This window comes from Pricia antarctica (assembly GCF_900101815.1).
In the GTDB taxonomy this organism is placed as follows: domain Bacteria; phylum Bacteroidota; class Bacteroidia; order Flavobacteriales; family Flavobacteriaceae; genus Pricia; species Pricia antarctica.
In genome coordinates this window covers 37,329-58,475 of record NZ_FNAO01000008.1, presented here as the reverse complement: position 1 = coordinate 58,475, position 21,147 = coordinate 37,329, and the positions used below count along the sequence as shown (strand labels likewise).

The 21,147-nt window shown below is 45.7% G+C and carries 13 protein-coding genes; 4 read left to right on the top strand and 9 right to left on the bottom strand.

Translation table 11 applies throughout. The features are described 5' to 3' along the window. The first annotated feature begins 58 nt into the window (after positions 1–58). The gene (locus tag BLT07_RS15715; protein WP_091871250.1) at positions 59–1,528 is read left to right on the top strand and encodes a hypothetical protein; all 1,470 of its coding nucleotides are present in this window, start codon (positions 59–61) and stop codon (positions 1,526–1,528) included. A 210-nt stretch (positions 1,529–1,738) separates the two neighbouring features. On the opposite strand, the gene BLT07_RS15710 is transcribed toward BLT07_RS15715, so the two are convergent. The 6 genes from BLT07_RS15710 to BLT07_RS15685 all read right to left on the bottom strand — a co-directional run bounded on the left by BLT07_RS15710 (position 1,739) and on the right by BLT07_RS15685 (position 10,705). After that, positions 1,739–2,110, bottom strand: coding sequence for a hypothetical protein (locus BLT07_RS15710; protein ID WP_091871244.1), 372 nt, complete (start codon positions 2,108–2,110; stop codon positions 1,739–1,741). Between the two features lie 117 nt (positions 2,111–2,227). After that, positions 2,228–5,389: an efflux RND transporter permease subunit gene (locus BLT07_RS15705; protein WP_091871241.1), complete on the bottom strand. Its 3,162-nt coding sequence runs from the start codon at positions 5,387–5,389 to the stop codon at positions 2,228–2,230. A 184-nt stretch (positions 5,390–5,573) separates the two neighbouring features. Beyond that, positions 5,574–6,773 (bottom strand): efflux RND transporter periplasmic adaptor subunit, encoded by a 1,200-nt coding sequence (locus BLT07_RS15700; protein ID WP_091871236.1) that lies wholly within the window; start codon positions 6,771–6,773, stop codon positions 5,574–5,576. Between the two features lie 151 nt (positions 6,774–6,924). Then, positions 6,925–8,319, bottom strand: a complete 1,395-nt coding sequence (locus tag BLT07_RS15695) for a TolC family protein (RefSeq protein ID WP_091871234.1) — start codon at positions 8,317–8,319, stop codon at positions 6,925–6,927. Positions 8,320–8,717: 398 nt separating this feature from the next. Continuing rightward, on the bottom strand, positions 8,718–10,292 hold the full coding sequence (locus tag BLT07_RS15690; RefSeq protein ID WP_217633333.1) for an FAD-binding protein: 1,575 nt from the start codon (positions 10,290–10,292) through the stop codon (positions 8,718–8,720). A 53-nt stretch (positions 10,293–10,345) separates the two neighbouring features. Beyond that, positions 10,346–10,705 (bottom strand): hypothetical protein, encoded by a 360-nt coding sequence (locus tag BLT07_RS15685; protein WP_091871227.1) that lies wholly within the window; start codon positions 10,703–10,705, stop codon positions 10,346–10,348. Between the two features lie 497 nt (positions 10,706–11,202). Between BLT07_RS15685 and BLT07_RS15680 the strand changes: the two genes are divergently transcribed. From BLT07_RS15680 to BLT07_RS15670, 3 genes are read left to right on the top strand one after another with little or no spacing between them, the layout of a single operon-like run. Further along, on the top strand, positions 11,203–13,974 hold the full coding sequence (locus tag BLT07_RS15680; protein WP_091871223.1) for a S8 family serine peptidase: 2,772 nt from the start codon (positions 11,203–11,205) through the stop codon (positions 13,972–13,974). A gap of 39 nt (positions 13,975–14,013) precedes the next feature. Next, positions 14,014–15,765: an amidohydrolase family protein gene (locus tag BLT07_RS15675; RefSeq protein WP_091871219.1), complete on the top strand. Its 1,752-nt coding sequence runs from the start codon at positions 14,014–14,016 to the stop codon at positions 15,763–15,765. 11 nt (positions 15,766–15,776) lie between these two features. After that, positions 15,777–16,274, top strand: a complete 498-nt coding sequence (locus tag BLT07_RS15670; protein ID WP_091871215.1) for a hypothetical protein — start codon at positions 15,777–15,779, stop codon at positions 16,272–16,274. A gap of 151 nt (positions 16,275–16,425) precedes the next feature. Here BLT07_RS15670 and BLT07_RS15665 read toward each other — a convergent pair whose 3' ends face one another. The 3 genes from BLT07_RS15665 to BLT07_RS15655 all read right to left on the bottom strand — a co-directional run bounded on the left by BLT07_RS15665 (position 16,426) and on the right by BLT07_RS15655 (position 21,139). Further along, positions 16,426–20,418, bottom strand: a complete 3,993-nt coding sequence (locus BLT07_RS15665; protein WP_091871212.1) for a hypothetical protein — start codon at positions 20,416–20,418, stop codon at positions 16,426–16,428. A 114-nt stretch (positions 20,419–20,532) separates the two neighbouring features. Further along, a complete protein-coding gene (locus tag BLT07_RS15660) occupies positions 20,533–20,847 on the bottom strand; it encodes a hypothetical protein (RefSeq protein WP_091871208.1) in 315 nt (104 codons plus the stop codon). 31 nt (positions 20,848–20,878) lie between these two features. Beyond that, a complete protein-coding gene (locus BLT07_RS15655) occupies positions 20,879–21,139 on the bottom strand; it encodes a hypothetical protein (protein ID WP_091871204.1) in 261 nt (86 codons plus the stop codon). Positions 21,140–21,147: the final 8 nt, after the last annotated feature.

Genomic DNA, 21,147 nt, shown 5'->3' with positions numbered 1-21,147 from the left:
ATACTAAATCAGGGGTTTGCGGCGTTAGAGGTTTGACTTCAAACCAAACACAACCTCAATGAAATCTAACCACCCCTTTTTCATTCCTGTCGCCTTGTTTATTTGTGGGCTAACTTTTGCGCAACAGGCGCAACAAGTGCGACAAGCGCAGCAATCCCCGCAAAATAGCAACACCGACAAAATCCCCGAAATCGTTATCGACCTAGCCGACGAAAACGGCATCGACCCTGTGCAGATCGAGAAATACAACAGGGTCAAAAAAGGACAATTCTTCCGGCTTAAAATCGATAATGTCAATACCTATCTTTATGATGTCAGCGTTGCCAACGAGGATATCGATACCTCGAAGGAACTACCCGCCAGTTTGTTGGATTTAGTTGATTTCGGGGGTATGAAGACTTCTTTGGGCAATTTAAATTCCGTAAGCGAGGTCGTAATAAAATTCGTGGCCAAGGATTCCGATGCTGGCTTTCAAGCTTTCGATGCGGGCAGCGTGCAGACGGCCGAGGATTTAAAAACATATTTTTCCTGGCTGAAAAGTAACGCTAAGAAGGCCTTTTCCCTCATCGATGCTCAGCGTACCGTAGTCGATGCCATTTTTGTAAAAGCCGAAAATTTTCAAAACACGATGACAACCACTGAGCGGAACGTATTTGGCGCGGTACCCTCAAAACAGGATGTTAAAGTTACACTGACATCCTATAACGAAGTAAAAGCTGTTATTCTTGAAATCGGAGAGGAGCTGGTTCGGGAAAAGACAAAGTTTCTAACGGTCATTGAAATCCAAAAAGAGACTATTGCCAAAAACAAGGATGTAAAAGCATCGAGCGCCGAAATCAAAAAAGTGTACGAGGCCTTGATAAAGGCATCGAGCAATCTTATCGCCCAGTTATCGGCGGAAAACTATGGTACATTTTCGGCCGTACTTATAGGGGTACTCAATAATCTGGATTTTAGTTACACCACCTTGCCCATCCAAAGATATAGCGATGTGAACGAATTGGTAATCAGTCTAAAACCTAGGGATAAAAACGCAAAACTATCCGGTTATTCGACCGTGCTCCGTATTCCTGATACCGAGAAATCATTTTGGGGGGTCAGCACCGGATTTTATGTAACCGCTAATCCCGAAACCAATTATTCTGTGATCGAACGTGTCGAAAATGGCCAATCCCTTTACGATTTTCTAGAAGAGGATACCGCCAGTGTAGAACTCGGCATCAACACCATGATCCGCTACGGACGGCGAGTAGGCGAAATTTTCGATACCCCGACTTTCTGGCACTTCGGTTTCGGAGCCGGACTCAGCATCGAGCAAAAATTTAAACCCCGCCTCATGGCCGGCACCGGACTTGCGTTTGGCAACAAGAACAAATTGTTTATCGATTTTGGGGCGATTCACATGTACTATAATACCTTGAGCAAGGCGTATACACAGGAAGGAAATACCAGTTTGCCGAAAGACTTTTTGGTGAACGCGACCAAGATTAGCGGATATACTTCATTGGGCTATTTAATCAGCCTGTAACCTTAAAAGGGCAGCCTTCCTGTCTGACATCACATTGGTATAATTTCCAGTTTTTGCCAGCCTAACCGTCTAAATTTACAAAAGCGGACCCGTTTAGATTGAAGTTTAAACCAGCGCGGGGGTCGGGCCGCCCAATGTCAGGTCGAGCCTTTCGGCTTTATTTTATGCTAAGCGCAGCCGAAGTACTCCAGATAAGCTAAAATCGAAATCTCAATCCTCCAACAAATAACCGATATTCTCCATATTTGCGGTATGATAGGCCACCAATCGGTTGAACGACATCATATAACCGAGTTCACGCACTCTTTTGGTCACCCCTTTTTCGGTAGCGATATGATGCAGATTTTCTGTAATTTCCGTAACAATCGAATCGATGGTGTTGCCAGGGTTTACATGCAACGCGCGCAATTTTTCGGAAGTCTCTGCCTCATTGGAGCAACTGAAGGCTACATAGGTCATTAAAAGTTGTTGTTCCCGTTCCGAGAGAAAACTGATATCACTGTCGTTAAAATAGTGGTTCACTTGTTTTGAGATGGCGTAGAGGTTGCTGAGCTCTTTGCCCAATAGGTCTTCTTTTGTCATTTTTTCCTAGGATTAATTTATTCTTTGAATATACTGGTTTCAAGAAATATCCAGTAATGCATTTGGAAAAAATAGTAGTGCTGAACGTTAAACGCCATGGAAAACCGGAACAGGAATTTACTTATCCGCTAAAGCCGGGTTGGTATTGGAAACATCCACTTGTTTTACCGTCCTTCCTTTTTCAATGAACAATCGTACATCCTCAAGGGTCAGATACAAACAGGGTACGATGACCAAGATGATAGCGGTGGCGAATACGATACCGAATCCAAGAGAAATTGCCATAGGAATCAAATAGAACGCTTGGCTCGAGTTCTCCAAAATGATGGGGGCCAGACCGCCAAAAGTGGTCATGGTCGTCAAAATAATGGGTCGGAACCTTCGTAGGCCTGCCTCATGAATAGCTTTATAGATGGCATCGCCGGCCTTTCTGCGCTTATTGGCATAATCGATCATGATCAGCGAATCGTTGACTACCACTCCTGATAGCGCGATAACGCCCATTAAGCTTACCAAGGAAAGATCGTATCCCAATAAAATATGCCCGATTACCGCGCCTACGATGCCGAAGGGTATCGCCGTCATCACGATAAGGGGTTGAATGTAGCTGCTGAACGCGACAGCTAACAAGACGTAAATTAAAAACAGTGCGATACCAAAACCTGCTTTCAAGGTGTCGGTACTTTCGCGCATATCGGCCTGGCTGCCCTCGAAACTCCAAGTGATACCAGGGAAATCTGCCCGCAATTGGGGAAGTGTTTCTTCTTGCACGGAGGCGATTACCCGGTTTACGGCATTGGCCGGTTCTACGTCCATACCCACATTGACTACCCTTCGGCCATCCCTTCGGTTGATACTGGTAAAGGCTTCCCGTTGTTCTACATCAACTACGTCCATTAACGGGACTTCGATGCCATCGGGGGTGCGTATCAAGAAATTTTCAAGGTTTTTAATATCCTTTCTTTCCTTCAAGGGCAGTTTCACACGCACCTCGATTTCGTTCATCCCCCGTAGTTGTCGCATGGCCAAGGCACCGAAAAAACCGTCGCGTACCTGTTGGCCTACCTCGTCGGAAGTCAGCCCGAGGTTTCGACCCTGCGGCAACAATTTAAAGTCGTACTGCATTTTGCCCTTGTTGTAGTTGTCGCTCACATCTCGGGTGTTCGTAAAGGCCTCCATACGTTCGACGAAAGCGGCGGTCGCCTTTTCCAACATATCGATATTGGCATGACTGAGGTCGATACTGATGGCCTGTCTGGCCCCGCCCGGACCGCGTTCTGCTTCGAAGGTAATTTGGTCGACACCTTCGATATCGCCTATATTGTCGCGCCAGAGGGCAATAACTTCTGCAGCGGTGATATCCCTTTGATCAGGGGGCAACATCACAATCTCGACATCGATAAAATTCTGGCCCCGTACGTTGGTCTTTATGCCTTCGGCGACTTTGTAAAGGTCATGCTCTTCAAACATTCGCTGGGTGGCGGCCGATATATCACGGGCTACTTTGGCCGCTTTGTCGGGAGTTGTACCTACAGGAAGTCTTACGCCCGCCTCGATTTCATCGGCAGCTACCTCCGGCATCTGAATTAGGCCCATGTGTCCGCTAAGGCCGTAACCGCCTACCATTATCAAAAGGGCCACGGCAATACTTAGGGTGATGTACCGGTATTCTAGACAGCGGTCAAGGAAGGGCCTGTACCGGTTTTCGATAAAACGGCCAAAGCCTTTGGCGAAGATCCGTTGCCAGCCTTCCAGCTTGAGCACCCATCTGTTTTTACTCTTTTTCTTGTTGAGATGGCCCAAATGTGAGGGTAAAATAAACAGGGCCTCCAATAACGAAACGGCTAAAATGACAATGACGACCGCAGGCAGTGGCTGCCAGAATTTTCCCGTTTCCCCAGGCATAAAAAGTAGGGGCACAAAGGCAATAATGGTGGTGACGATACTGAAAATAACGGGAAAGGAAACGTCTTTAGTGCCCGCAATGGCCGCTTTCATGGGCGACATGCCCTTTTGTCGGTATTCGTACACGTTTTCCCCGACCACGATGGCGTCATCGACCACGATACCCAATACCACTAAAAAGCCGAACATCGAAATCATATTAATGCTGATGCCGATCAACGGCAACAACATCATGCCCCCGACAAAGGATACCATCATGCCAATCATGACCCAGAACGCCAAACGATATTCTAGAAACAAGGTCAAAATAATCAAGACGATGACAATTGCGAGCACCCCGTTTTCGGTGAGCAGGGACAACCGTTCCCGATAATCGGAAGCGCGGTTGCTATCGGTACGATATTCGACCCCGGGCGGTAACTGAAATTCGTCAAGGGTAGCAAGTGCCGCTTCCTCGATGTCGAGGGGGGACTGATCCCCTATGCGGAATATGCGCAGTTCTACATAATTCTGTTGGTTGAACTGGCCATAGAATCCGATTTCCTCGAAACCGTCGGTAATCTCGGCAATATCCTTTAGGCGAACGTTAGCCCCCGATTCGGACGAGATAATGGGGATATTGCCGAATTCCTCCGCCCATTGTTTTCGCTCTTGCATCCGCAACAAAATTTCACCGCTTTGGGTCTGTACCGCCCCCGCAGGAACGTCATTACTGCTCTGTCGTATAAGTTCGGCCACTCGACCCAGCGTCAGATTGTACTTCTGAAGAACTTGGCTGGTAATTTCGACACGGGTCTCGTATTCGGGTACGTTGCCCAATTCCACTTGTGTGATGGCCGGGTCGCTCAAAAGAAGGGTACGGAGACGTTCCCCGAGCTGGCGCATCGTCCATACATCCGCTTCGCCGTAGAGTCCGATCTGGATTACATCGCGCTGTCGTGATTGCAGGCGTACTTCGGGCTGTTCGATATCGTCGGGAAAGGTGCGAATGCGGTTGATGGCCTGATCGATATCCTGAAAGGCCTTCATGCGTTCTGTACCGGCGACCAGTTCGATGGTTATATCTCCGGATCCCTCACCGGCCTCCGAAACGACCTCCTTGATGCCCTGAACGCCACGCACTGCTTCTTCAACAGGTTGTAGAATGCCTTGCTCGACCTCTGCGGGTGAGGCGCCTGGATAGGCCACGGAAACCTCCACAAAATCAAGCTGGAATTCTGGGAATACTTCTTTTTGGATGTTGTACATCGTAAAGATCCCCCCGGCGAGCAGTACCAACATCAGCAAGTTGACGGCAATGGAGTTTCGCGCCATATAGCCGATAACGCCTTCTTTTCTGGACTGTTTCTTTCCTATTTTTTCTTCCTCCTTCATGTTATTCGCTTTTCAATTATCCATTCGAACACGTAAGCTTTTAAGTTGAAACAACTTAGCTTTTTTTAGTTGCAGTTGCAGTTGCAGTTGCAGTTTGCGCATACTACATTGTCTCTGCCGACTAAAAACGTTGCATCAATTCCTTTAATGCAATTTTGCGAAGCCTGTGCTTTCCGGGGATGGTCTATTTTTTCTCCGGCGTAGCCCCTTCGGTCCGTAATCCGACCCCGTTACTTACGGTACTCAAATCGGTAATGACAACTTTCTCTCCATCTTCAAGTCCTTTTCTGATGTAGGCGTACACATCATCGGTCAAGACGATATCGACTTCGCGGATTTCCAGCTTTCCATCCATCATTACCCAGACCGTTTTATTGCTCCTAACGTAATCCCTATTGATTCGTACCACATTGGCTACTGGATCGGCCATTAGGTTCACTTCGACGAACGTTCCGATCATTAGTTTGGGCTTTCCTTTGGCTTCGGTTGTATTGGAGAGGGGATCGGCCACTTTTACCAGCACCCGCGCCAGGCGTGTTTGATCTTCGAGCGCACCTATCTGTTTATCCAAATAGCCTTCCCGAAAGCCATCGACGCCCCAAGCGGTGCGATTTGTGATCCGTACCGGGGAACCTTTTTCCGAATCGCCATGGGGAAAACTCAACCATTGCAGTTTCGATACGGGCAGGGTCGCCGAAATCCAATAATACTCGGTGCCCACAATACGGCCCAGTTCATCGCCTTGCGCCACTTGGGATCCTTTGGTCACGTTTTGACTTAGAATGTGGGCGTCAAAGGGCGCGCGGATAGTCGTGCGGGAGAGGTTCAGACGAGCCTGTTCCATGGAGGCTTTGGCCCCTCCAATACTGGCCTTGACTGCATTGAGCTGTGGTTTTCGGAGTACCAATTGCCGCTCTTCTTGCGTTAAGGGATTACCGCCGAAGAGGGAATCGTCGGTAATCAGTTGAAGATCTTGTTCCGCAATCTGTTGCCGGCCCATTTCTGTATCCAAAGTGGTTTGGGATTGCATAAATTCACTTTTCCGCATCTCAAGGGTATTGCGATAATCGGAAGGGTCTATCTGCAATAGCACCTGATTTTTCTTGACAAAACCGCCTGGCGCAAAAGCGGGGTCACGACGGATGATCTGTCCGGAAACTAACGGACTCAAATTTACGTCCTCGACCGGTCGTACCGTACCCGTAGCTACTATCAGGGGTTCAAAAGTGCCTTTTTCCACCATTTCAACATCAACCAACATGGCCGTCTCAACGGTTGCACCTTCCGACTTCGCCTCGGGTTCCGTAAGAAAAATGGCGGCCGTAATGGCCATACCGATGAAGAGGATGCCGATACAGATAACAATTATTTTTTTATTGCTCATTTTTTTATTGCTTCATGTGTCATTTGGACTGTAAAATCCTTAACTTAATCAATAGATGTACATTTTAGTTTTATTTGCCGTTGGTTTTGCGCTCTACGCAAAAAAAGAAAAACGATAAATTTCTAGCGTACAGTGCTAAGCGCATAGCGGTTTAATTCTCCAAATCCCTTCCGGTCTCAAATCCACCGGCCAACGCGCGATACAGGCCGATACGTATTAAAATTTGCTCGGATTGCGCCGCTATATAATCCCTCCGCAACTGCTGTTCGCCGTCAAGGCCGATCAGCACATCCAAATACGGACTAAAACCGTTCAGAAACTCTACTCGCAATTGTTTGTTGCTTTTTTCCGCAAGTTCCAATTGTCGGCCGAGGTTCTCCAGCCGCTGCCCTTGCATCCGGTCTTGAACCAGGCCGTTTTCGACTTCTTCGAACGCCTCAAGGGTGGTCTGACCGTAGGCGTAAAGACGTTGTTGTTTGATGGCTTCGGTTCGGTCCACTTCCGCGCTCAGTTGTCGGCCGTAAAACAAGGGCGCCAGAATATTCCCAGCTAGGGAATAGGCCCAGTTTTCGAAAAGGTTGGCAAAATTATTGGCGCGCAGCTGCCCCCTTGCAGAAATGGAAATCGTAGGGTATTTGCTCCTAACCGCCGATGCCATGTCCCGATCGGCCGCCAGTAAAAGGGCGTAAGATTGCTGGAGGTCCGGTCTGCGGCGCAGTAGTTCCAACGGAAGGCCCGCTTCGGGAAGTTCCGCTAGTCCGGGCAGATCGGTGGTTTCCATTTCCAGCTTATTTTGTGGCTGCTGTCCTAACAGTACGGCCAATCGATTTTCCAAGAGGTTTACATCGGTGCGGAAGATAATGCGCTGTTCTTTGGTGCTTTCCAACAATTGCGCCTGACGTAGAATATCGACCGCCCGGATTTGCCCCCCCACGAATCGCGAGCGTATCAGTTTGATAATATTTTCGTTGGTAGTAATCTGGGTTTCGGTGATCTTCAACTGCTTTTTTGCGGCCAGTAGCTGATACCAGATAGTTGCGATTTCTGCTGAAAGGGAGATGGCCGCGGTTCGGTAATCGTAGAGGCTTGCCTCGGCCCGGAACTTTTCGGCCTGCACGGCCGTGCGAACCCGGCCCCATAAATCAAGTTCGTAGGATGCCGATAGTCCCAACTGCGTATTTTCCCCGCCCCTAAAATCGTTCTCCGGAAAATTGACCGCCGATTGCGCCGAGGCTTCTATTTGCGGCCACTTATTCCCGGCTTCGCGACTGACCGTAGCCTTTGCGGCCAAAAATTGCTGCCAGGTCGCGGCGAGGTCAAAGTTGGACTGCATCGCGCTATCGATCAATTGGTTGAGGTTTTCGTCTTGAAAGGCTGTCCACCATTTCTCCTCCAAAACTTCCGTTCCCGTATACGAGAAATCTTGCACCTCTTTAATAGGTACGGCGACATTCGAAAATTTGGGCGAGCATCCTAAAAATAAAAGCACCAAAGCCGAGCCATGAAATAACAAGGTTTTTATGTCTCTTTTAGGTGTACTGTTCATTTTTTTGGGGAGGATTTTTTGGAGTCTTTTAAGGATTATATGGCACTGATTTCCTAAAATAATTCTTTTTAGCGAGACCGGCAAGGTGAAATCGCCGCATACTTCTGGATTTTGCTTCTTTGCAGATGTCTATTTACAGGACATTGGTGTAGCCCCATCGGTTAATCGCAAGGGCGTTGATAACCAAAGCAACTATTGTTGATACAAATGTCGATTTACAAGTTAGACTTGATCTAGAGCAAAAGGTTTAACGACGTACGCAAAAAAATATGTGTTGGTGAAGAAAAATAGACTACCCTATAAAAGTAGTATCCGTAAAATAATAGCATTCCTAAACCGAATTTTTTTGGATAGGGATGACTGGATTAGTTGGATAGGATATGACTGGGTTAGGTAGATTATACAATGGCCCCATGGATTTTGTTCAGTCCACATCGCGCCATGAACGGGTTGTCGAATACGCCCATTACCGGAATTTCGAGCAAGGTGTTTCGGGCATCGATCCAGCTTTTCACCGAGGTGGGCCCGTACATCCGTTTGATACGGTCAGCGTCGAGATTAAAGTTGATCTTACCCCAATGCAGGGCATAGGCAATCTGCTCTTGCTCCAACCGAAGCCACACCGCCTGAAAGAAATCCCTCGCCGCTTGGCCGTCCATTCCGTCCATTTCGAGTACGCAGGTTTTGGGAAATTTGGTAAATCCCAAAGTCGCTTTAGTGCCTTTTACATAGCGAAGGGCAAGGCCACCCGGAAACGGATGCTGTTTATTCACTTCGATGATGAGTTCTACGGTGCGGGGAGAATCGGAAATATCGATCGCTACGGCCGCACTGGCCACTTTTCCCCTAAACTTGGTGTAGTTGAACATTTCCCGTATGGTTCCGGTGCGTGGTGGTTCGGGTTTAAAGGCCATTCCGAACATGAGGTTAACCATTGCCGGAATCAATTTACCAGAACCGGGCAGCTTGTCCAATACAGTAGAAATAATACCCAATAAGTCATCGCCGTACGTAAACTCATTGTTACGTTGCAAAGGTGGATAGGGCAGTGCAAAAGGTTTTTTGAACATATATTTTAGGAACGCCCCCTTATCGGGATTGCCGGGTTCAAAATCGTGGATATTAAACAGTACCTCAAAATGGTACATGTCACCGTTTTGTCCCGTACCTGGAAGATTGAGACCAGAGAAATCTAAGGTCCGCATCGCATTTTTAAGGGTATCGTCATAGGCAACCTTGCCCAAACGGTGTTCCGTAAGTAGAAACTGCGGTTCGGTCTCGATCATCACGCCGTGAATAAAACCGAAGCTGCCAAAGCTCACCAAGGCTGCATCGAAAAGGGCGTCGTCTTGTACCCGCTCCGCATCTAACCAAGTCACAAATTCTTGCGAAGCTACAGGGTAGGAAGCCCGTTCTAACCATATATGCCGATCGCCACTGGTTATGATATGAAGCCCGACCGTAAAATCGGGAATCGCCCCAAAGTGTATGGCTGCACCATGGGTTCCCGTGGAAAGCGCCCCCGCAATGGTCTGCCCGTTGCTCGCCCCCGAAGCCTTGATGGAACGTTGGGGTTCCTTGGCCGCCAAGCGGGTGTTTACCTCGTGAATAATGGTTCCGCATTGTAAAAAGTAAAGGTCTTCGGCCTTTTGGGCATATTGCGGACTTACATAATTCTGAGTAATAGGAAAAGAAAAGTTCAGGCCTGCCGTATCGATTAATCCCCCATCGGTTACGCCCACTTTGGTAAAAGACCATCCACTGCCGATGGCCCGAAGTTTAAGATTATTCGTAACCGCATGATCGATCAGCCATTGAAAGTTTTTGGTGGTCGCCAGATATCGGTCCCGATATTTTTCAGCCGGTGGGTTCCATAGTTTGAACGAGGCATCAGCCACCAGTTGGTGGGTAAAATTCTCATGTTTGTTCGTCCATTGTCGAATCGGGAGTGTATCTATACCTGTGGGTGTCATTATTTCGATTTTTTTTCAATTTGGAACTTGGTGCTTGGAATTTGAAACGTGTCTTAATTGTCCATATCCACTTCGCCATTTTGGGGCCTTGCACAGCCATAGGTGGCCGTTCTATGGTTGACGATACCCAGTGTAACGGAACTTAAGAGAAAATCGGTGAACGAGGTTTTGACCACCACCCAAGAAAGTGCCCCTTCGCGACACGGGCAGGCGTTGCCGGACACGTCTGGATTGGCATCGATCCGTTTTTGCTTCAATCCCCAATAATAGCTCCAACTCGATTCTTTTCGACATTCCAGATTTTCAACGCTATCTTGATACGGGCTGGCCTCTACCCGGGTGCTCACGCAGGAAGAGGGGAGAAGTGTTAGAATTAGCACTAAGGCCATGAATTTGAGATGATGCAGTTTCATTGGATTTTGGTTTTAACAAGCCGATTTTTCTTTGATTTCTGAATTTGGGATGGTACTGCCCACAGTGAACTATACTATTTGTTGCCTATTTCATTATGAATAAAAGGGGGAGGATTTAAATGTAGGGATTTCCAATCTCCATTGCCCTAAAAATTGTATGGATGGGTATAGGAGGTGTATAGTTGGTGCGGGTTGGGGGGCGTCTAACATGTATATCCGGCTGCTACCAATGCCCTTTACACAGGTTTTAGTACCAACCATACAATAAGTTGATTCTACTTACCTTTAAATCAGAAAATAGATGTATTTTGTAACCTATATTCTTGCCGCTTGTAAGTCTTTATGAGGGAAAATTCATAAACACCCATTTTCGCGTGCGGTAGTAATATATCTTCCCCCTCCAAGAATTTGCAAAATTCGTTTATTTAATTCACTGACCGCTAGCTGAATCAATACTCGTTTATGCAAGGCCGATCATTTATTTTTAATCCTTTTTTATGGAAGATACACTCAGGGAATTGGCCGAACAGGCGCATTCAAACTATTCAAGTGTCTTGAACGACATAGACCGAATAAAAACGGATATCACCCATGTCCGGCAGGGAAAAGTGGAGCTATCGGAAATACAGACAGACAAAAAAAGACTGTCGAACAGAATTTCACGCGAAGGAACCGCCGAATTACAGGCCTTGGAGCGTATCAATGGCGAAGCTAACTTTCAGGACATCCGCATTATTCAAAGAATAGTACAACTTTCTAAAGCGGTCGGAAGAATTACGACTAATTCCAGATTGGGAAATACGGGCTATGGTACCGGATTCTTGATTGGGCCAAACCTGATACTTACCAACAATCATGTGCTTTCCGATCCCCAAATTGCAAGCAATTCTACCATACAGTTCAATTATGAGCTGGATCAGCACGGTAACCCGGCGAAGTCGGAAAGTTTCAATTTGCAGCCGGACCAGTTTTTTGTTACCTCGAGCTATAAAAAAAATCCTGATGATCTGTATAGCGGACTAGATTTTACGGTGGTCGCCGTATCGGAAATCTCAAATACCGGTACACCGATTACCGATTTCCCCGTAGCGCGATTAGATAAAAAACTGGGGAAGATCATCGATGGTGAAAATTGCGTTATCGTACAACATCCCAAAGGCGATTATAAAAAAATAGTCATGAGGGATATTCGCATGTTGGTACTTAAGGATGATTTCCTCATCTACGAATCCGATACTCTGCCGGGCTCTTCGGGCAGTATGGTGCTTGGGTTGGGTACCGGAGAAGTCGTCGCCCTGCATCATAGTGGTGTGCCGAGAAAAAACAGACATGGGCAATGGCTACGAAAAGACGGATCGGTAGTACAGCCCGGAGATGCGGATAATGTTATAGACTGGATGGGCAACGAAGGTATTCGGGTCAGCAGTATTTTGAACATGATCAAAAGCATACCTGTCGCAAAATCCATGGAAAAAAATAAGACCGATCTGCTGGGTACCGTTCGGCCGGCCGAAAGTGTAGAGCCCATTACAGTGAGAACCCTTGTCTCACCTAATTATTATGCTATGAACCGTTCAGAAAGCACAAATTCGGAAACCCAACATTTTGAGATCCAGTTATCAGGGGTCAAAGAAATGCAAAATGATTGGAAGGAGAACGCGGCCAGTCTAGTCCCGGGACTGTTACTCAGCGAGCCCCTTTATCCCATGTCAACGGAGGCATCACATCGTAATTTTTACTACATCCAGGTACAATCGGATAAAAGTCCTTGGGAAATCGCGGCCGATCTCGAAGGCCTTCCGCAAATCGACACCTGTACCCCTGACCTTGAAATGTCTACCGATATTAGACCGGGCCATTACGATAGGTGGTCCACCACAGAAAGCCTTGAATCGCTAGACGACGGCACCGCCGATTGGGCCCAGAGCGAAAGGGATTTTAAGCTCAGATGGGCCAATGCAGGGTTGGTCAAAGAATTTATCCAAGGAAACAAGAATCAAGACTACCGGGCTTGGAACAGGAGAGCGGTAAATCTATTGGAGATTAACCCTGAAGAAGAACCGTTCACGAAATTCAAGGGAAATATCGAGAAAATACGCCTTGTTCAATTGGATACGGGGTATACCGACCACCATAAAGTTTTGGGAGGCTTCGACCTTTTACAAGACGAAGATTTTATTGATGGCGAGGATGCGCGCGACGAAATGAGCATGGGCGTTTTGAGACATCCGGGGCATGGCACCCGAACCGCCAGTATTATTGTCGGTCAACACGCCAACGGCAGCATAAAAAACGACGGAAATACAGGTATTGCAGTAGACAAAACAGGAAAACCCTTAGTAAAGGTAATTCCCTATCGCATTTCGAAATCGGTCATTTTGATCGGCCGTGGGCGTAACTTATTCAATGCCGTTTCACAAGCCATAAATGCCAATGCCGATATCATTTTTATGTGCATGGGCAGCTATCCAAGACCAATGATCTATAGTATCGCCAAAACCGCTTATGAACGGGGCATTATTTGGGTCTGTGCCGCAGGCAACAAAGTAGAATCGGTCATAGCGCCTGCAGTCTATCCGGGCACCATAGCCGTGGCGGCCTCTAACCCTAATAATGAGGTTTGGGAGTATTCGTCCTATGGAACGTCGGTCGATATTACCGCCCCCGGGGAAGATGTCTATGTGCCTTTTAAGAATAAAAAACAGGAAGATATTATGGTTTTCGGATCGGGTACGAGCTATGCCACGCCTCATGTGGCTTCTGCAGCTGCCTTATGGAAAGCCAAACATCTGAACTTTCTTAAAAGACATGTGAAAGAACCTTGGCAGACCGTAGAACTGTTCAGAACCCATTTAAAGGCATCGGCCAATACCAAACCTAATGGAAGGGAGTGGGATACCGATAGATTCGGTGCAGGAATTTTGGATGTTGACAAATTATTAAGACAGGAAATGCCTGACATTGATGACCAGAAAAAAGTGGAAGCCCTATTAAACGGACTTGAGAACGCGTACGAAGGCAAGGAAAAACCTGAATCTTGGGATCTCGGGGTTCGCGAAACCATCCATTTTTTATGGAATACGGCAAGAAAGAAGCTGACACCGGGCTTTGAGAGTGCAACGGTGCAGGATTCGCTGACCGAAAGGGCCCGGATAAGTGTGGCCGCAATGACGGGAAGACCGGTAAACAAGGTGTTCGAAAGTTACGCTGAGTTTGACGACGACCAGACCGAGCGGCTCCTGAAAGTATATTTTGAAAGTTTTAATTAAGAGACATCATTCAAAACGGTCCCTATAAAAATAAATAGTATGGATAATTATTTTGACCTTCATTTTCATCCGGTAAGTAAAAATCACCTTGCTCGTTATAATGACGATATATCAACTAAAAGGGATATTGACGAATTGACGAAAGCGATCGAAATGTCAAAAGCGTTCAAAGACCTTACCGACGAGACCATACTGCACACCTTAGAGAGCCAATGCTGTATTGATTACTTAAAAGGCGGGAAGGTGAGTTTAGGGGTTGCTGCCATTGCGGCTCTTGAGTTCGGCGTGGCGTCAAGCAAGGGTTTCTTTTTCTCTCTTCTGAAAAGCAATTTGACACTGCCTTTTAGTAAACACTATTTCGATGTGGTACGGGAAGGGCAAGTATCCTATCTCAATTTATTTTTAAGGGAAGTCGAGCAATATAGGGCACTAAAGGAAAGCGGGGTCATAGCCGTCTTAAATCGTAAGAACATCCATAAGTTGAATGAAAAATCCCTCAATTTGACGTTTGCCATCGAGGGTGGCCATAATCTCTGCATGAAAAAAATCGGGAATGCCCTGAAATATGATGAATTCAAGAACTTCGATAAAAGTGCCGTTTTCGATCCAAAAACAGTAGCTTCCAAAAACCCGGCAACGGTGTTGGAAGAACTGGTAAAAACATTTCGGGAAAAAGATTTGGAGGTCCTATATCTTACCCTCACCCACTTGACCCATATTCCCGAGCAACATCTGGCGACCCATGCCTTTGCCACAAAGGCGTTAAAACACCCTTCATTTTATCCCTTTGGCAATGGCATTAGCGAGTTGGGATTGGAAGTTATCGACAAAGCCTATTCCCTCGGTAGTGTGGAGAAAGATGGTCCGGATAAAAATAAGGACAAAGTATCTAATCCCGTCCTTATCGACATAACGCACATGAGCCTGAAATCGCGTTTGGACTTTTACAAGTATCGCAAGGACAAGGGCTATGAAAATATTCCAATAATTGCCAGCCACGTCGGGGTAACGGGCTACTCCATCAATGATTGGAAGGACAACCTCGATAACGTAAAATGTGTGAACCATGTAGACCAAGGCATCAAGACGGTCAAAATGTATACCACCCCAAAAGTGGCCGGTTATTGGGGGTCAGATGTCAAAACACAGTTCACTTTTAACCCGAACACCCTGAATTTGATGGATGAAGATATCATTGCCGTGGTCAATAGTAAAGGTATTATCGGGGTAAGTCTCGATGTACGGATTCTGGGGTATGAGTCGCGCGCGATGCCTCAAATCGATACCTCGGAATTTATAACAACCTCCGATTTTATGACCCATTTTCCATATACGAGCATACAATCCTTTGAATATGCCAATGCCGAAGAAATACAGTCGGAAGAAGCTTGGCTGAAACCGGTCAAAAAAGAAATGCATCCGCTAAGCTTTTGTTTCAATATCGTTCATTTGTTGGCGGTTATCGGCCTAAAGGCAACCCCTAAAATGGCACCCGAAAAATATATTTGTGTCGGTAGTGATTTTGACGGGTTTATCGAGCCCCTGAAAATTTGTAGTGACAGTCGGCACATGAAAGAACTTGAATCCAATTTATTAAAATGGCTGCCGGTAGCCGCCAAAAGATACCAAAAGGAAAATGGGGGTACAGCCGATCTGTTCGAGTTTGCCAAGAAAAAGGAAGTCCTGAAAAAGGTCGTTAAAGCGATTTTGTACGAGAATGGCAGGGAATTTATAGCCAATGAATTTGTTTCCGAAAGAGCTGAAGAGAAAAAACGTGAACCTGCAAAATAGGACTGTGTATTATGAAAGAAAAATCTATTGTCAACACTGAAACTACCGAAAATCCGGAGAAGAATACTAAGGATGGTTTCGGCCTAATTACGTATGTGATAGCCATAGGAGTGCTGATTGCGTACGGCTTTTTTATTCATTTCCTGACGGGAAGGGCAGGTGCCGAGGAACCCGAATGGAGTAGGCTCATATATTTGTTTTCCGGTGTCGAAGCCATAGTTTTCGCCGCCGCGGGATTTTTGTTCGGCAGGGAGGTCAACAGAAAGCGGGCCAAGAATGCGGAAGAGGAAAAGAAACAGGCGGACAAAGAAAAAGAGGTGGCCAAAAAGCAAATGTTTGATGAAAAAAAGAAGGGCCTTATGCTCGGGGCAATGGCCATACAGGAAGAAAAAACTATGGCGGCCATGACACCGGAAAACATGGTTTTGGAGGGAATGGCACCGAAACCGGCTATTGCCAGTATTGCCAAAGCCGCAAGAAATATGTACCCCGAACTGGAAGATTTATAGCCTTATTAAGATTGTTTTGAAATCATTAGTGTCCGACAGCGAACCAAGACCGCTGCGCTTCCAGAAACCTGAGCCAAGACTAAATGTTGGCTCGTTTACCGGCTAACAGTGATTTCAAAATAATCACTAAAAAAAAAGGAAGTCAGGGCCATTACTTCTGCCCCCCCGAAGCTAAAAATTTACTGACCAAGGGAATAACGACGCCCAAACCGCCCAAGGTGCCGATAAGTGCCTCAAAATCCTTTATCAGCTCCGGTTTTCCCAAAGCAATAAAAACGATGGTGGTAATAATGATAAGGTAGAGAACGATTCGCGCGTTGCCCCAGGTACCTTTGCCACGGTTCTTGTTTTCGAGTCGAAGGGCCTCGTTCATCGAAACGGAGGTGATGATAAAGTTTTTAAAGCTATAGTTAAAAATGGCAGGGCGATCTCTCCACACCACTAGCCCTTTTTTCATTAGCGAAAAGAGGGAATTCCTGTTTTTGATATTTAGAAAGCCGTCCTTGGCCAGATCATACAGCAAATAGCGTTCCCGTGTGGGCAGCGCGTTCCAGATGTCGTTATAATAGCCGTGACCCATGTTTTGGGTATGCATCACCATACGTTGCCTATCTAACCGCTGATGATATTTGGGATTGGAATTTTCTGTTTCGTACAGGGTTTTTGACACTATAATCGGGGCCAATGTGGGTAAAAATTTGCTGTGGCCCAATTCTTCAATTAAAGGGGTTATGGTCTCTTCATATCTAGTGGGATTTTTTTGTGGTCTAAGCCCCAATACCCGATATACCTTTTCTTTATTTTCTGTAATGCCGATAAGCACTTGAGGGAAAGCACTCAGAATATTCCGCCAAGAGTTAAAGTCGTCTTCAAAGCTGCCCCATGGCAAACCCGATTCTTCCGGCGGATTTTCATAAAATGCAAAAATCTGGCTCGGATATACCTCGGATATCAATACCACTCGTTTTCTCTTAGAGATCAAAAAAGAAATGACCTTAAGTTTTATATGATTGGCATTGAAAGATTTAATAGTGTGTTCCAGATGTTCGATGATGAACACTTCGTAAACCTCAAAATCGAATGGGTCTTGATTTTTTATGCTAAACCCAGCCAGAAGACCTAGAATATCCGAAATATCGGCATTGAGATCAATATGGTCCAGTCTAAGCATGGAGAGCGTTACAACTTTGGTATATCCTACGGATCCCAGTATTTTAAGTGCGAAAGTCCGTTTTCCGGAAAAGGGCAAGCCGATCAATAGCAGGCCGGAGTTGGAATTTTCGTCGAGCAGCATCCGTCCAAATTTTTCGACGTAGTTTTCCTTTTGGTTCGTATCAAAATCATTGGGCTTCAAATGCCGAAAACGGAAAGCAAAGAAGCGATCGATAAAAAATAGGATCAAGGAAAATAGAATGGCCAATATGAGCACAATACCAGTACTCTTTAAAGTTCGAAAGCCCAAGGTCTCTGCTATGGTTTCTTGAACCCTGTCCCGCATTACATTTACCACTCCTTTCTTATCCAAATATGTTAAGGCTAGCGTATCCGATGCGGTATCACTGATCCAAGAATTATCTTGGGCATGTCGGTACACCAGCGCCTGAAACTGGCTCACCCGCTCATCATAAATAGGCCGTGTATTCCAAAGAAATTCTTGGAAAATGCCATTGTCGCCCTTGACGTTTAAAAAAGGGCCTTCCCCGGACCTTATTGTAACGGATTCGGCATATACGGGATACAGGCCCTGTTTCAAGTGATTTTGATATAGTTTGTCATACTCGGCCCTCAAATCTTGAAATGCGGGTAGATTTTTCTCAAGTGCTTTCTCTTTGGCCATATACTTTTGTGCCATGGAAATCTGATCGGTTTTGATCCAAATGGTATGGATCAGATTTTCGACTTTTTCGAAAATCAAAAATGCGGGAAAGACGGCGACCAACAGCAACCAACTGAACAGGAATATGGAATACCAATAGCGATAGGCAATATGGATGTTCAGTGTATTGTATCTACAGATTTTCTTAATCCCTTCGGGCAAAGAAAAAAATTGTCCGCGGATAATAACGAACATACACCCCAATTGCAATAGAACGGCAACAATTGCGAAGCCGTAATTTTCTGGGTTTAGCTCAATCATGATGATGTTTAAAAAAACGATGACCGATAGCAACAGAAAATCGCGTATCCTAAATTTTATTTCCGGCTCATTTCTATGCGGATGCAGGGTATAGTATACGATCAAATAGGCCCACATGGGCAAAAGAAGGCAGATAATATATACTTTTTTCGGTTCAATTTCGGGAAGGAGGGTACTACCTATTGCTATCAATAATGCACCTATAAAGAGAACTGACAAGAGAATATAGATATCCCTATCCTTCTTTTTTGGGGTCAGGAATTCGAATAGAAATGTATCGTATTTGTACAGACCAAGCTTGGGATTTCTTATAATCAAGGAAAGGACCGTAATCACGAGCATGAGCAAAATGGCCAGTATAACGGCAATACAGGCGAGGGTCAGTATTTCCGAAATACGGGTGCGGAGAAGGCCTATATCGTATAGGGCTACGACATTTAGATTAGTTCCCTTGATGGGCATAACATTGAAAATTTTGCCTTGGTCACGATAATTGACCAGGCCGTGGGCATTGATTCTTCCGAGTACCGCTGCCTTTACATCACTGACCTGTCTGCATACCTCGAAGAAGTTTTCCAGCGTTGCCCTTCCTTCTTCTGAATGAAACCATACCTCGCCGGTTTGATCGACAATGACAAACTGATATCCAAAGGGTAAAATGGGGTCGTGTATCGATTTTAATTGGGAAGCGCCGACCCTATAGCCCGGAAGTTTGTCGGATACGTTTTTTAGAATATATACGGCTTCTTCCGTTTGGTCCTCAATGGAAACTACGGGTCGCATAACATAATCGATGCCCTTTTCGAAGTGCCAAAGGTTTGCCGATGCGTCAAAATCCTTAAAATAGGGCCTGGTACTCAAGTTCTTGGTATTTCTAATATCGTCCTTATTTATCAACGCAATATGATAATAGACTTTACCTGCCGAATCGATTTTAGAAACAAACTTAAAATTTTCTAGTAGTGGGGCGTTCGTATCCGAAATCCTGAAATAGGGCGTAGCATCGGGAACAGGTGTTGAATCTTCTGTGTTTAAAGGTGTTTCATAGAGTCGGGTCACATTTTCGCTATTTTCTATCTCGAAACGCTTTCCAATTTCGGCGCTCAATCCACTCAGCTGTTTCGGGATTTTATGATAATAATCGTAAGAATGGCTCACTAAAGAGAGAAATACAATCATGATAATCGGCGCGCCCACGACCACCGATATGCCCGACAAGATGACATCTTTACTCGAGAGACGTTCGTCTTCCGCGATAAAAAGCATTTTGAAATAAGGCAGGCCGAAGAGTGAGAGCAGTAAAAAAGTGGTGAGCAAGGCAATGATCCAAGGATCGATCTTTCGGATACTTTCATTATAGTGATCGGCTTTAATCAGCCCAATGATCTCAATTTTTAGCTTGACATGTGAATTTAAGGCCGTCTCGTAATTGTATTCTCGTCCAAAGAGTTGATAATTGGTTCCTTCCTCCGGTATAGCCATTGAAATCCCCATGTTCAGCATGTTGGAATTAAATAATGTGTCGGGCGGTTTGATCGCACCTTTGAGCGAACTTTTATAGATATCGTCTATTGATTTCGTGGAATCTTTTGTTTTCGAAGAATATATGGCTCTAGAAGGGTCTTTGATAGTTACCATGTACTCGTCGAACGCTTGATCTAATTTTAGGGATTTTCCCGGCTTTTTCCAGATAGAATCAATGCGTTGTTTTATCGAATAGACCTGATTCCGTAAGTCTTGATCTTTGGCATCTTTGGGCTGTATATTATTTTGCGAATTGTAAGTTTGAATATCATTGTCCAATTGCCTTGAAATAATAGCGAAATCCGAATCTAGACTTTGAAGCTTTGATTCCCGGAAGTGGTGTTCGTTGTTTTTTATATGGGAGTAGTAAATGGCGAAGAAAAGGCCGATAACGATCAGGGCGACCGTAAGTAGGCCTAGAAGCCTTTTGTTAGCGGTAAAGGGCTTTCGGATATTGCTGGTTATTGAAGAAGCGGTAGGCATAGGTTCGAGAAAATAGTTTAGACGCTTATTTCTTTACGGTCGGGGGAATCGTCTTGATGTGAAAAAAGTGAAAACCCGCAAGCCATTTGTCCTGCGGGTCAATAGTACGGTCACTTACTCCAAGGGCCCACTGCCCCCATCATCGATATCATTGGTATCATCGTTGATAGGTTTATTCGATAGGCCTTCATCTTCCGCCGTAGTGCTGGCCATGGCCTGAATTAGCCATTCGGCAGGTCCCCCGATATCGAGGTTTTCGGCTTCTGAAGAGACTGAGTTATCGGCTTGGTCGAGATTCTGGTTTGCCGATTGTTCCACATCTGTAGGAGGGGATCCTCCATCAGGGGCAAAACTAACGTCCCCTGCAGTACCATCCGTTTTTAAATCCATGTCAGCGGATTTCTCATTAAAATTAATATGTATATCCATAATTAAATTTTTTAGTAATTCATCCTATAATCTACCGGTTCATAATGGCATATCGTGCGTCAAACTGCAGGGTCTGCCCCGTAAGGTTTTTGGCCTCAATGAAATACTTGATTTTCGTACTGGTCTGTCTACAGACCATTATCTTCCACTCTAGTTGGGCGGGTCCGTCATGAACGGGACTTTTCGGCACACAGTTCCATACCACATGCCAAGCTTCAGGCCAACTGTGTGTAAACCATTTACGTGTGCTATTTGCAGGAATACTGCCAGTAAATTGAACACCTACTCTCATAATATTAA

Bases quoted from the DNA above. Each gene is read 5' to 3' on its own strand.
- BLT07_RS15715 (WP_091871250.1), top strand. From the start codon at position 59: ATGAAATCTAACCACCCCTTTTTCATTCCTGTCGCCTTGTTTATTTGT.
- BLT07_RS15710 (WP_091871244.1), bottom strand. From the start codon at position 2,110: ATGACAAAAGAAGACCTATTGGGCAAAGAGCTCAGCAACCTCTACGCC.
- BLT07_RS15705 (WP_091871241.1), bottom strand. From the start codon at position 5,389: ATGAAGGAGGAAGAAAAAATAGGAAAGAAACAGTCCAGAAAAGAAGGC.
- BLT07_RS15700 (WP_091871236.1), bottom strand. From the start codon at position 6,773: ATGAGCAATAAAAAAATAATTGTTATCTGTATCGGCATCCTCTTCATC.
- BLT07_RS15695 (WP_091871234.1), bottom strand. From the start codon at position 8,319: ATGAACAGTACACCTAAAAGAGACATAAAAACCTTGTTATTTCATGGC.
- BLT07_RS15690 (WP_217633333.1), bottom strand. From the start codon at position 10,292: ATGACACCCACAGGTATAGATACACTCCCGATTCGACAATGGACGAAC.
- BLT07_RS15685 (WP_091871227.1), bottom strand. From the start codon at position 10,705: ATGAAACTGCATCATCTCAAATTCATGGCCTTAGTGCTAATTCTAACA.
- BLT07_RS15680 (WP_091871223.1), top strand. From the start codon at position 11,203: ATGGAAGATACACTCAGGGAATTGGCCGAACAGGCGCATTCAAACTAT.
- BLT07_RS15675 (WP_091871219.1), top strand. From the start codon at position 14,014: ATGGATAATTATTTTGACCTTCATTTTCATCCGGTAAGTAAAAATCAC.
- BLT07_RS15670 (WP_091871215.1), top strand. From the start codon at position 15,777: ATGAAAGAAAAATCTATTGTCAACACTGAAACTACCGAAAATCCGGAG.
- BLT07_RS15665 (WP_091871212.1), bottom strand. From the start codon at position 20,418: ATGCCTACCGCTTCTTCAATAACCAGCAATATCCGAAAGCCCTTTACC.
- BLT07_RS15660 (WP_091871208.1), bottom strand. From the start codon at position 20,847: ATGGATATACATATTAATTTTAATGAGAAATCCGCTGACATGGATTTA.
- BLT07_RS15655 (WP_091871204.1), bottom strand. From the start codon at position 21,139: ATGAGAGTAGGTGTTCAATTTACTGGCAGTATTCCTGCAAATAGCACA.